Here is a 12,004-nt window from a genome sequence, read left to right as displayed (position 1 = left end):
AAAAGTATGCTATGTTTATTCATGCTAGCCTCCACATTATATTGTTGATAGATATATTATGGCTCTGGTTGAAAAACTAACCCACTGTAGAGGCTAGCACCTTAGTGGGAAGTCATTATGTCTATACAAAATGATGAGAGTGCAATTTGATTGAAACGGAACGGTTGATTTTAAAACCTGTGACATTATCTGATTATGATATGTATCATGATATTTTGTCATGCCCTGATATGACAAAATACTTACCAAAAGGATCTCCGTACACAGAGCAAGAGGTGATTTCTCTTGTTGCTAAACGAGTAGAGCATTGGGAACTAGGCTTTGGAACGTATACTGTTTATTTAAAAAATGATTTAAGTAAAAAATTAGGGTACGTAGGAATAGAAGAGTCCCCAAATCCAAATTGTAACGATATTCGGTATGGTTTTATGCAAATTGGTCAAGGTAAAGGTTATGCATTTGAGGCGGCTAAAGCTTTATTGAAACATACTTTCCAGTTGGATATACATGCAAACATATATGGTGTTGCAGTAAAAGCTAATCTGGCGTCGATTAAAATATTGAAAAAATTAGGGATGGTAGAAGATGACTCTGTAATCATTTATGACGAAGAACGTCTAGTCACATTTTCCATTGCAAAATTTGTATAACAAGGCAATTAAATCGGACGCATAACGGTTGTCGCGATTTTTGCTAGAACCAAAAAGATCGCAAAAACAAAGCCAACCTACACACCATTTATTGCGGCGTTATACGCACCTAAAGTTTAGTATTAAATTTAATCATAGAGAGAGCCATGGAAAGTCAGATTGAGATAGTCGAGAGACTAATTGAGGAAGGTGAAAGTTTCACTTTTCAAAATTTTTGTTTAGCTGTAGGTGATTATCAAGGACGTTATGGTGGCCCTGACTCTCCAGAGTGGGGAATATTTAAAATAAGAGCTCAAAATATAGTATCCAAACATCTTTCAGATAATTCTCCTGCAATGTCTCTAATTGCCGAAGGGCTTACGCAATACACCGAAGGTAATGAGCCAGATAAATTTGAGATAGCTAAATCTAATTTAGTTAAAGCATTAAAAATATTGGCAACGACTTTAAAAAATGATGTTTATGGAGAGCTTAAAGCAGAAAAGAGCACCCCGACATCAGCAGCACTTTCTAATAAAATTTTTGTTGTACATGGTCATGATCAAAGTTTAAAAACCGATATTGAACGCTTTTTACACGAAATAGGTTTAGTCCCAGTTGTCCTTCATCGTGAGGCCGATGAAGGCGCTACTGTGATTGAAAAATTTGAAAAACATAGTGATGTAGGTTTTGCTTTTATTTTGTTAACTCCTGACGAAATTGGTTATACAGTTGATCAAATTAATATCCCTGAACCGGATAAAGTCATTGAGTATAGAGCTAGGCCTAATGTCATATTTGAGTTTGGGTATTTTGTAGGTAAATTAGGCCGAAATCGTGTTTGTTGCTTGCATAAAGGCGATGTGGTTTTACCAAGTGATTTGAACGGTCTAGTTTATAAAAAAGTAGATGGTTCAGTTGATCCTCAAGCATACGCAATAATAAGAGAGCTTAAAGCGGCAGGTTACAAAATCAGTATGTAGTTTGTGCGTATAACAGCAAATCAACTAGGACTAAAAACAGCGGGCTGTTCGCTTCGCTCCATTTTAGCCCACTATTTTTAGCCTGTTATTTGGGCGTTATAACGAAAGTGAGCATGGTCGAAATATTTAACTCAAATTTTAAAAATTACATAGCAAGTGAGTTGGCAAAGCAGTCTATGAATTATTCTGAAGATTTAGATCTTCGGGGGAATTTTATGCTCCTTATTAATCGTATTCGTAGAACCCCAATCGCTCAAAAGCGAAATGTAATTGAGTCATCGGTATTTAACTGCCCTCATGAACATATGTCATCATATCAAAGATTTATCCAGCAGGTTGAGTCTGGCGCTTCTCTTTTGCGATATTGCAGTAGGGGTAACTTTACAAATCCTTATAAAGTAAAGGATCAATTATTTGATGATTGGGGAATCACTCATTTTCACTTTGTTGAAACTGGTACTAAACAGGTGATGTTTGCAATTGTTGAGCCCGAAACTATATTCTTGTTGGCAGTATTCCCCCACGGAATAGGTTTCGGTGACGTCTGGTATAAGAAGCAACTAGTTGAAATTGTTCATAATGAATTTCCTTCTTTGATCGCTTATTTAAAGTTAAACGATTCAAAAAAAATAACAGCTACTGAAGATCATAGACAAGCTCGTAAATTAGGGTTAAACCTACCTGTCGTACTTGATGATGGCTCCTCGTATTACCCAATAGGGGTGGGAGTTATTAGTAACAAAGAGTCGATGCATGACAGTATGGCTTGGATGCACCTTTCTAGACAAATAGAAGCGTATGCTCAATATACTAGTAATTACATGGAGGGCGCTGCATATGGTTGTGGTGTTGAAACTAGCAAGCTAAGTTTTTCTTTAGATTTTGCTTACGATCAACAACAGCAATTATTTTTCGCTCAGTGTAAATCGAGCTGCGGTGTAGTAATTTCATTATAACAACACGCCCTGAGGTGGACAGCTAGTAAAATTTAACTATTAATTGCAAATTTTAAAAGCGGTGAGTCTCTTCTTTTTAGCGCCGCTAAATAGGTTGATTCATCATAGGGAGTGTTAGTTTTCCAACATCTAAATACTATCCTGATCCACTTAAAGGCTAAGGCTCTAATGATACTATTATGTGGTTTTCCTTTAGCTTGTTGTTGCTCATAATAAGCCTTTGCCCAGAATGAATAACGAACCGAAAAACCAGCCCACTCAACAAATGTTTGTCTTAAAAAAGTAGGACAACTATACCGCCAATGTGTCCACATTTTCTTGCCACTACGCTCAATTACAGGCGCTATACCTGCATATTTTTGTAGCTCTGATGCATCATGATAACGCAATCTATTACTGCCAAAAGCGACTAATAAACGAGGAGCAAGTTGTGGGCCTGCACCTGGTAAACTATCAAATATATTTTTATCTGCTTGCGCTTTGTCACCCCTTTAATTGCTTTATCAAGTTGCTCAATACCTTGTAATAATACTTTGAATTGGCTAATTAACACTTCGACTAACATTTGGTTAGGCTCTATCACTCCTTTATCTTCGGTTAATGGCATTGCATTTTTTATACCGAGGATCCGCTTGTTGTTAACGTCTACATAACGTGAGTTATGTGCATTAAAAAAGTCTAATAATGCTTGTTTTCTGGCTCTCTTAGCTTTACCTAATGACGGCCATTTTATAATAAAATTACAAAATATGATGGTGTCTTTTTCTTTAAACCATTCAAGAGCTTGTGGATAATAATTCTTTAATGTCGCGGTTATTTTATTGGATAAATCAACACTGTTTTGCACCAAGCCTCGGCGATATTCAACGAGTTGAGATAGTGATCGTATTGCTGCTGACTCAGGCTCAATAACAGAGAGTTTATCCATGTGTAACGTCAGAATTTCGACCTGTATTAATGCATCAGAAGGGTCGTCCTTTGCACCACTTGGCGTGAATGCTTTACGATATTTTGCTACGGCTGAAGGGTTTATGGTAAATAAAGTCAGGTGTTCATATTTAGCTAATGCATAAATGAGAGGGCCTTTTTTGAGTTCACAAACGATAGCGATTTTTTGCTCTGGATAGCGTTGTTTGAGCTCCATTGCCCAGTCATGTAATGCTTGAGGTTTATGTTTAATGATGGAGTAATTATATATTTCAGTATGGTTAGGATGTTCGCATATATCATGCTTCTTATCAGCCCAATCGATCCCTATTAAAACAGCAAAATTATCAATATTATATCCTTTCATTTTGAAGCTCCTCCGCGTAAAGTAAATGTTGGAATGTGCTTAAGGCTCGTTTCTCGCAGGTCTTATAGATAGTCGTGGTAGGCGATCCCTGAGTATGCGTTTTGAAGCGAGTTGTTCTGTTGGTTCGAACGTCTTGTTAAAAACATAGTATGTTTAGCAATTCAATATTCGTAACCAACAGAAGCATGTTCCATTTAATATAATAATGAATGAATCTATTAAATTAAATGGCTTGGTCGGACTATAAGTTAATCAACTGGACGTATTACGGTTGTCATCATTTTTGCAAAAGAAAAAACCGCAAAAACAATACCAACCTACACGCCAGTTATTAAGGCGTTAGCACTAACGTGAGGATGAGGATTTTTCAGTGAATTCTTTTATTGAAAACTATTGTGGTTGTTGGAAAAGTAAATCTGGATATAGCCTGAATATCGTTCTAAATCCCGATGAGACAGTTAATGTATCATTTCGTCGAGCGGATGAAGATGGCGCTATGTTGCGTCCGTGGCTGAAAAACAGTCCTGCGGTTGATATGCTTGGTAGATTGGATTCTGAAGGTTCTGGAACTTTAGATGTTGAATTATCCGGTGATATAAATAGTTTTTGTTTAAACCTATATTTTGAAGCCTTCGATGACAAATATCAAAAACTATGTCCATCAATAATAAGAAATGAGGAAGAGGCGTTTTTGGAACAATATTATGAGCTTCTAGGACCACTTGATACTTTTGAAAAGTGTTAACAAGAACTTTAAACGGAATATAAACAGTTGGCTATGTTTCACTTCTACACTATTTTAGCTAACTATTTCTGTCCGCTTAAGTGGACGTTGGTATGACTTCCCACGTCAATATAAATATTACTTTTCCCTGCTAAGTATATTTAGATACTTATAGTTTTCTCTGTTATTAAGAGAATTAATGTACAGAATGAAACAAGTAATTTCGTCGGTTATCATGCTGATATTCGTGGATTACTAACCTATTGGTTAGCAGCGCCTACCTTACTTATTTCGTCGTGGTACCTGTCTTCAGTCTATCTTATTAGTAAACTAATAGCAGGTGGCTAAGAGATTGCACTGTTCAATCTTATAGACAGGAATAATTTAATAAAAATATATCAGAGCTTTTGATGCTCTTTTTAGCTCGATATTCGCTCTGTGGGGAGAGTTAGAGTTATTTATGTATCTATGTGAGCATTAACTATTAAATAGTGCTTAGAGTGCTTCTTTGATAATGTGCAAAGATCCTATCAGTTTTAATGACCTACTGGCTATCACTACTCCAATCGATGCATCGTGTCATGAAATCTTGATGAGCATCATCCTATGCAGCAGTGCATCGTTAGGCTATTAAGATAATTGATAGAGGATAGTGGTTTGCACTTTTAATAAACAAAAGTTATTCAACCTCATTTTTGCCCACCGAACTGCTCTAAATTGTCTACAGTAACGCTCTAATTTGCCCACCGAACTGCTCTAATTTGTCTACACTAAGTAGATTATATACTTATTATTCAATATGTTGTGAAGCACTAAAGTTAAAGAGAAAGATAAAATATAAGACCTTTGCAGAATTAATAGATTTTATTTCATTTTTAGCGTTGGGCTTATAAAGCCTGCCAAAATATATAATTTAATACGATATGAGCTAGATTGAGGTAATGAACCTAATTATCAAAGTTATTCAACCTCATTTTTGCCCACTGAACTGCTCTAAATTGTCTACAGTAACGCTCTAATTTGTCCGTCGAACTGCTCTAATTTGTCTACACTAAGCAGGTTTTATATCTATTATTCAATATGTTGTGAAGCACTAAAGTTAAAGAGAAAGATAAAATATAAGATCTTCACAGAATTAATAGGCTCTCTTTATTTTTAGAGTTTCGCTTATAAAGCATGCCAAAATATAATTGATTATGAATGATCTAAATCGAGAGAATGAACTTAATTATCAAAGTTATTCAACCTCATTTTTGCCCACCGAACTGCTCTAAATTGTCTACAGTAACGCTCTAATTTGCCCACCGAACTGCTCTAAATTGTCTACAGTAACGCTCTAATTTGCCCACCGAACTGCTCTAATTTGTCTACACTAAGTAGATTTTATACTTATTATTCAATATGTTGTGAAGCGCTAAAGTTAAAGAGAAAGATAAAATATAAGACCTTTGCAGAATTAATAGATTTTATTTCATTTTTAGCGTTTGGCTTATAAAGCCTGCCAAAATATATAATTTAATACGATATGAGCTAGATTGAGGTAATGAACCTAATTATCAAAGTTATTCAACCTCATTTTTGCCCGCCGAATTGCTCTAAATTGTCTACTTAAAGTATGTTTTTTTATTTAAATTCAATGGTTTATTTTTAATTGGGAGGTTGGGGGAGCTTTGTATTAAAGTCCTTATTGAACTTTGGCTGGATTTTATTTTCTTTTATCATCAATAATATTTAACGATAAAAGGTATTCGAGAACAGGAAAGCAATATGATTGTCTGGTGTGAAATATTCAATGAAGTACTGACAAAGTGAAAAATTGTGAGGTGATCTTTGTTTATATAATCGTAATAGAGACTAATAACACAAAGATCGCTAACCCCCAAGATCAACTCTTTCTGGATTGTTTAAGCTGCTATTTTTTTTGAAGAAACAGTTTTTCGCTGACGTTCTATCAGTTCATCGCTGAACTTTTTATGTAAATCAGAACAGATTATTTTTGTATAACTGATCATTCTTTTGAGATCTTCCATTGTAAGTTTTGCGGATGAATTCCATTTTTTTAGATCTTTTAAATAATTAAATAGTAATTTGAAATTTTTTCTTTTCCACGAACCTTCCTCATTACTTCCAGCATTTACTTTTGGTCTGCGAGCTAACCTTGGTCTTTCTGGCTTAATCCAAGGTGATGTGATTTTTCCCTCTGTACTTATAACTGTTTTTTGGGATTCATTAATGTAAGTAAATTGTATTAAATGAATTTTGTTACTTCGTTTTTTAGTCTCAAAGCTTACAGTTAAATTTGTTTTTCTATTAATTTCATCAATGGCAGGTTGGAGTATGCGTTGTTTAAAATCACGCCATTTAGTATAAGAGCCCGTTGGAATAAGGAGTTTTTCTTTAACAGTATTTAAAAGAAGTTTTAAGTCATAATAATTACCACTTTTCATTTTATATTCTTGTGTTAACCATAGGTACAGCCTGTGTGCAAAAGGTGTTTTTAATTTTCGGATATCGTTTAGTTTTATTTTGGTGAAATTCTTGTTTAATTCAAATAAGTAGGGTGAAATACTATCAGAGAATTTTAGTTCTATGCTATGCCCATCACTCGATGACCGGTGGTAATTACATATGCTAAACCACTTTATTGATTTTTCTTCGGATTCAGAATTTAAGCTTTTAATTTTCAATGTTTTTTCTCTGATGGAAACTAATGAATTTTGCATGTTTCGCCAGATGTTTTTCGGAGACAAGTTAAACATATCTGCAAATTCTTCTGCGTATATCTCAATTGTCCCCATATTCGATTTTCTGGAGTCAACTTTAGTTAAAGCAATGTAAATAAGACGAATTTCATCTATTTTCAAGCTGTAATTTGAGTTAATTAAACTGTTATGTAGGACAACTGTTAAATTATTTTTATTCGAATAAGAAATTTTCATTTTCCTAATAAATTTTGTTGTTTTTATTATTTAACTTTGCATTTTTGTAAGTGCTAGGTGATTACAATTTTGATTGTCGATAACAAATCAAGTTAATTTTGCTCACGTTTAATTAAACCTATGAGTTCATTTTTAAGCGATCTTAGTGTCTTAAGTGCACTTGGGTTATCTAAATAAATACCACAACTAAACTTTCGTTTGTGTCCTCTTAGATAGTTTGTATTTCGGCTAAATACTTTTATTTCTATCTCGTTTATATATGCGGAGTACTTAACATTGATATGTAATATTTCATTGTTGATGATCGCGAGTATTAAAATTGAATTAACAACACCATAAATTTTTTTCATTTCATCTGTCATGAATTAGCTCCCTTTATCGTATTTGTACTGAATGCCAGAGTTTTTGAGACTCTGCATACTTTTTGTCGATATGAGCGGCTAAATCTTCGATTTTAACCATAGTTGGGGAGCGTTCTGAGTTACGTAGCTTTAACGTCGGGAAAGGCAAGGTACATGCCTTTGCTTGGCTCTCTGCTGTTTTAGGCTTAAGGCCTAAGAATTCTTCACTAATTTTTTCAAGCGGTATAAACGGGCTGCCGAAACGAGCTAGTAATGCAAATGTAGTTTCCATAAGATCCTCTAATAATTAACGTCATTAAATGCAATTAAATGCTTTTCATATAACTAGTAAAACACGAGGTCTTAAATTTCCAAACTCCTGGGTATTTTCGCAAAAAGTTCACATAGAACAATTGATTTTTTTGTTTAAAAACAATAATATATGAGTTTTTATGTGAGATTTTTTCTGTGTGTGATGCGGTGTAATAAGGAGTGAAGTTAATTTTATTGGCGAGATTTAAAATTAATTCGAAATTTATTTTAAATATTTACTCTTAAATGTGAGGTAGATCTACTTTTAGCTTAAAAAGCAGTTGTTATCTTATTTTTACCTGATTACGTATAAAGCTCAGCCACTATAGCGGCTGTCCTAATAGCAACAAGCTCAATGGATACGGTATATTCTTGTTCTATTACCATTTTTAATTCGAGGATTACGCTCAAAATCACCAAACTTATTAAAGCATCTTAATATTGTGTATTTAACCACCTGAAATTAAATCACTTTAAAATTCTTCATATGTCAGAGCTTTGTGAGTAATCAAGTATTTTTAATCCTATTAATTATTTTCATATTTTGTACGTAGGGCTCAACAATTTTGAGATTTAAAAATAGTGATTATTAGATTTTTAATCGTACTAATTATTTTAAATTTTGCATGGGTCATTAGAGAGTATTTTATCTTCGATTCTTGCTTAGTAATTCAAGTGTTTTACGAACATTATTTCGTATTAAATTTTTTATAAAAAACTACGCTGTGAATCTTTTTGTATCAAGTGTTAGAAACTCTCTGAAATTTTTCATTCTAGACATGAGAAAATCTGCAAGAATTACATTATGAAATTAGCATTTCTAACCTAATCTAATAGTAACGAAACTACATGCAATTTCGTTACTACCAGAAATTAAAATAATTACATGCAATTTCGTTACTATAGGTTTTTTACACTCAATTTCGTACTATAGGTTTTTAGTGTTTTTTACATGCTATTTGTACGATGGATTTTTTGCGTTTTTTCGTACAATTTATTAATACGTAAAAATTAATTGTGATAATTATTTATTCTAAAATTGTGTGCTTTGACCTTAAAAATAATTTCAGATTTGGAGGGTTAATCGTATCTTTATTATCTTTTTAAGGTGTTAAAAATTACTGATTGTTACTACTAAATTATATTTTTTATGAAGAGTCTTCTTTTATTTTTTATTTCGTTTTGCATTATGAAAAAGTTGACTGTTCAATTAAATTAATATGGTGACTGTTGCGAGTTAATTACTTTTATTGTATTCATATGCATGCTTATGAATGCGGTCGTAGCTTGAATACAAAAGCAATGATTTATTAGGCTTTACATGATGTTTAATATTCATTATTCTAGGGTTTAAACTTATGAATACAAAAAGACTGAAATGAAATTAGCTTATCTTCGAGTTTCAACCATTGAACAAAATACTGATCGTCAAATCATCGAAGCTGATAAAATATTTATTGATAAAGTAAGTGGAGCAAATACAAATCGACCAGAGCTTATTAAGTTAAAAGAGCATGCAAGATCAGGTGATATTGTTATTTGTCATGATATAAGCCGTTTAGCACGTAATCTAAAGGATCTAAAAGACCTTATTGAGTTTTTTATAGATAAGGGGGTTGCAGTTAAATTTTTGAAAGAAAATATGGTGTTTTCGGCAAATAAACAAAACCCTATGAATGAATTGATGCTGAATATGCTTGGTGCTGTTTACCAATTTGAACGAGACATAATGAAACAGCGTCAAGCGGAAGGGATTGCTCAAGCAAAAGCAAAAGGGGTCTATGAAGGAAGATCTTCTTCAATGAGGTTAAAGGCTGATATTATTAATGAATATAAAGAAAAAATTCCGCAACGAACAATAGCTAAAAATCTAGGTACTTCAGTATCTACGGTTCAGCGTGTTATTAAGCAGTATAAGTTAAATGTTTTATGACCACAGTTTAAGTATTAAGAAAGACAATCTAAGAAAATTCTAATTTAGAAACCATTTTTTCAGGGTTTTCTTTGATTAAAGTTAATAGCTTTTTTGTTACACCTGATGGATTACGACGCTTACTTTCCCAACTGCACACTGAGTCATAACTTGCGCCTATTATTTCGGCGAACTCTTTGCGATCTTTGCCTGAAGCTTCTCTAATTGCTTTGACATCTAATGTATCATAGACATGAATATGCTTTTCCTCAGGATTTTTGCTGCCTGTTTCAATATCTAGCATCTCATTTGCACTAGCAAGTAAATCTTCAAATAACTCATCTTTCATAATATATAACCTTTGTTAAATAAGTTTTTCAGAAACTTTTCTCAACTGCTTTTTTTGCTCATTAGTAATATTATCTAATTCATTTTTTGGATAAATAAGGGCTAAATATAATCGGCCAGAAGATGCAGAAAGATTATAATATATAACTCTTACACCGCCACTTTTACCGATTTCTGGCCTAGACCACCTTAGTTTTCTAAACCCTCCTGTACCAGCTATGATTTTACCTAACTCTGGGTTTTCTATTAAAGCTTCTTGCATTTTTTTAAAGTCATCGTCGAGTAACAAACTTTCTCTGTGCTTACTAAAACCGCTAAGCTCAATAAATGTGAACATAATTTACTCTATTTATATGCAGTTTAGATTGTACTATGTACTAAATCAATATTTATATTGATGCTTTCAGTAGTACTATGTACTAAATTAATTTTTATTCATTAAATTTATCATGTAATTTATGCGGAAATAGCTGGGTGTATACTTGCCATAAAATATTTAAATTGCGATGGCCGGTTACTTGAGCTACTTCTTCGATAGAATAACCTTTTTCAAATAATCGGCTTGCACCTTCTCTTCTTAAGTCATGGAAGCGTAGGTCGGTTATTCCTAACATGTTACGTACCCGCTGAAAGCCTGCTGTGACGCTTCGTGAGTTGTAAGGAAATATAAGTTCATGACTTCTAGGTTGTTTCATCATAATATCAAAAGAGCCGCCTAATAATGGAGCGATCATGTGATTTCCTTCTTTCTTTCGAGGATCTTTTCTATCTCGAATTAAAATGGTTTTATGAGCTTCATTTAAGTCATCCCAGCGTAATTTGCAGACCTCTCCAATACGCATACAAGTTAAAATACTAAAGTCGAGGATATCTATGTATGGAATACGCATCTTACCGTTAGCATGAAACTCTTGGCGTTTTAATAAGCCTTCTTTCAATCTTTCTATTTCATCTTCTGTAGGTCGTCTTGTTCGCTTAGTACTTTTTCCAACTAATTTCATATCGATAAGTATTGGAACTGCTTCTTCGAATATCTCAGGACTTGATTTAATATTAAATACGGGTAACGATTTTTTCATGACGGATCGTAAGTATGCAATATCATGATAAATAGTTTGTGGTTTGGTGCCTGTAGCTTTGCGGATCTTACAGTGCTCGATGAGATCACTTGTTTTTAACTGATCGCTTTGGATTGCCGCTATATCACAATCACGAAGCATTTTTATTACATATTGTTTAGTACGCCCCGTGTTATCCCATAAATTTCGATCATCTATAAATTGATCAAGTAGCTCACCAATCGAAGATGCTTTGGATTGATTAATGCCAAATTCTTCTAGTTCTGAAGTTTTATTTCTTCCCCATGTTCTGGCAAGCTCTTTCCTTTTGAATGTCTTGGCTTCTCTGTGTATGATCGAACTGTTCTTTTTTACTGTCACGGTTGCTTTAAAGCGAATTTCACCATTTGCTAATGTACGTGTTTGTATTGAAAAAGATGCCATTTGTCCTACTCCTTTGAGGCGTACTTAAGGCGTACTGTAGAACGAAATTCAGCATAATTCAACG

13 protein-coding genes are annotated in these 12,004 nt (G+C 33.6%); 5 read left to right on the top strand and 8 right to left on the bottom strand.

All coding sequences use genetic code 11. The features are described from left to right. Positions 1-146 precede the first annotated feature (146 nt). From H5084_RS10280 to H5084_RS10270, 3 genes are all read left to right on the top strand, one after another. Positions 147-650, top strand: a complete 504-nt coding sequence (locus tag H5084_RS10280; protein WP_182690383.1) for a GNAT family N-acetyltransferase — start codon at positions 147-149, stop codon at positions 648-650. A 146-nt stretch (positions 651-796) separates the two neighbouring features. Further along, on the top strand, positions 797-1,612 hold the full coding sequence (locus H5084_RS10275) for a TIR domain-containing protein (RefSeq protein ID WP_182690382.1): 816 nt from the start codon (positions 797-799) through the stop codon (positions 1,610-1,612). A gap of 113 nt (positions 1,613-1,725) precedes the next feature. Then, a complete protein-coding gene (locus tag H5084_RS10270) occupies positions 1,726-2,568 on the top strand; it encodes a hypothetical protein (RefSeq protein WP_182690381.1) in 843 nt (280 codons plus the stop codon). Positions 2,569-2,600: 32 nt separating this feature from the next. Here H5084_RS10270 and H5084_RS19740 read toward each other — a convergent pair whose 3' ends face one another. Beyond that, complete coding sequence (locus tag H5084_RS19740) at positions 2,601-3,029, bottom strand: transposase (protein ID WP_310735749.1); 429 nt, start codon at positions 3,027-3,029, stop codon at positions 2,601-2,603. Then, complete coding sequence (locus tag H5084_RS10265; protein WP_259396743.1) at positions 2,978-3,862, bottom strand: IS110 family transposase; 885 nt, start codon at positions 3,860-3,862, stop codon at positions 2,978-2,980. The genes H5084_RS19740 and H5084_RS10265 overlap by 52 nt, the downstream gene beginning before the upstream one ends. A gap of 370 nt (positions 3,863-4,232) precedes the next feature. Between H5084_RS10265 and H5084_RS10260 the strand changes: the two genes are divergently transcribed. Then, a complete protein-coding gene (locus tag H5084_RS10260) occupies positions 4,233-4,607 on the top strand; it encodes a hypothetical protein (RefSeq protein WP_182690380.1) in 375 nt (124 codons plus the stop codon). Between the two features lie 1,883 nt (positions 4,608-6,490). Here H5084_RS10260 and H5084_RS10255 read toward each other — a convergent pair. The 3 genes from H5084_RS10255 to H5084_RS10245 all read right to left on the bottom strand — a co-directional run bounded on the left by H5084_RS10255 (position 6,491) and on the right by H5084_RS10245 (position 8,158). After that, on the bottom strand, positions 6,491-7,525 hold the full coding sequence (locus H5084_RS10255) for a replication initiation protein (RefSeq protein ID WP_182690379.1): 1,035 nt from the start codon (positions 7,523-7,525) through the stop codon (positions 6,491-6,493). A 92-nt stretch (positions 7,526-7,617) separates the two neighbouring features. Next, positions 7,618-7,887, bottom strand: coding sequence for a hypothetical protein (locus H5084_RS10250; RefSeq protein ID WP_182690378.1), 270 nt, complete (start codon positions 7,885-7,887; stop codon positions 7,618-7,620). Positions 7,888-7,900: 13 nt separating this feature from the next. After that, positions 7,901-8,158: a pyocin activator PrtN family protein gene (locus H5084_RS10245; RefSeq protein WP_182690377.1), complete on the bottom strand. Its 258-nt coding sequence runs from the start codon at positions 8,156-8,158 to the stop codon at positions 7,901-7,903. A gap of 1,398 nt (positions 8,159-9,556) precedes the next feature. Between H5084_RS10245 and H5084_RS10240 the strand changes: the two genes are divergently transcribed. Further along, positions 9,557-10,111 carry a recombinase family protein gene (locus H5084_RS10240; protein WP_182690376.1) on the top strand — a complete coding sequence of 185 codons (555 nt, stop codon included), beginning with the start codon at positions 9,557-9,559 and terminating at the stop codon, positions 10,109-10,111. 28 nt (positions 10,112-10,139) lie between these two features. Here the strand turns inward: H5084_RS10240 and nadS are convergent, their stop codons facing one another. The 3 genes from nadS to H5084_RS10225 all read right to left on the bottom strand — a co-directional run bounded on the left by nadS (position 10,140) and on the right by H5084_RS10225 (position 11,940). Next, on the bottom strand, positions 10,140-10,439 hold the full coding sequence (gene nadS / locus H5084_RS10235) for a NadS family protein (protein WP_028868480.1): 300 nt from the start codon (positions 10,437-10,439) through the stop codon (positions 10,140-10,142). A gap of 15 nt (positions 10,440-10,454) precedes the next feature. After that, entirely contained in the window at positions 10,455-10,775 is a 321-nt protein-coding gene (locus H5084_RS10230) for a type II toxin-antitoxin system RelE/ParE family toxin (protein ID WP_182690375.1), read from the bottom strand. 94 nt (positions 10,776-10,869) lie between these two features. After that, a complete protein-coding gene (locus H5084_RS10225) occupies positions 10,870-11,940 on the bottom strand; it encodes a site-specific integrase (protein WP_182690374.1) in 1,071 nt (356 codons plus the stop codon). Between the last annotated feature and the right edge of the window lie 64 nt (positions 11,941-12,004).

It is taken from the genome of Psychromonas sp. SR45-3 (assembly GCF_014163575.1).
Lineage (GTDB): Bacteria > Pseudomonadota > Gammaproteobacteria > Enterobacterales > Psychromonadaceae > Psychromonas > Psychromonas arctica.
This window is presented reverse-complemented; position numbering and strand designations above follow the sequence as displayed.

Coding starts and splice junctions, on each gene's coding strand:
- H5084_RS10230 (WP_182690375.1), bottom strand. CDS start 10,775: ATGTTCACATTTATTGAGCTTAGCGGTTTTAGTAAGCACAGAGAAAGT.
- H5084_RS10265 (WP_259396743.1), bottom strand. CDS start 3,862: ATGAAAGGATATAATATTGATAATTTTGCTGTTTTAATAGGGATCGAT.
- H5084_RS10245 (WP_182690377.1), bottom strand. CDS start 8,158: ATGGAAACTACATTTGCATTACTAGCTCGTTTCGGCAGCCCGTTTATA.
- H5084_RS10225 (WP_182690374.1), bottom strand. CDS start 11,940: ATGGCATCTTTTTCAATACAAACACGTACATTAGCAAATGGTGAAATT.
- H5084_RS10255 (WP_182690379.1), bottom strand. CDS start 7,525: ATGAAAATTTCTTATTCGAATAAAAATAATTTAACAGTTGTCCTACAT.
- H5084_RS10250 (WP_182690378.1), bottom strand. CDS start 7,887: ATGACAGATGAAATGAAAAAAATTTATGGTGTTGTTAATTCAATTTTA.
- H5084_RS10270 (WP_182690381.1), top strand. CDS start 1,726: ATGGTCGAAATATTTAACTCAAATTTTAAAAATTACATAGCAAGTGAG.
- H5084_RS10275 (WP_182690382.1), top strand. CDS start 797: ATGGAAAGTCAGATTGAGATAGTCGAGAGACTAATTGAGGAAGGTGAA.
- nadS (WP_028868480.1), bottom strand. CDS start 10,439: ATGAAAGATGAGTTATTTGAAGATTTACTTGCTAGTGCAAATGAGATG.
- H5084_RS10240 (WP_182690376.1), top strand. CDS start 9,557: ATGAAATTAGCTTATCTTCGAGTTTCAACCATTGAACAAAATACTGAT.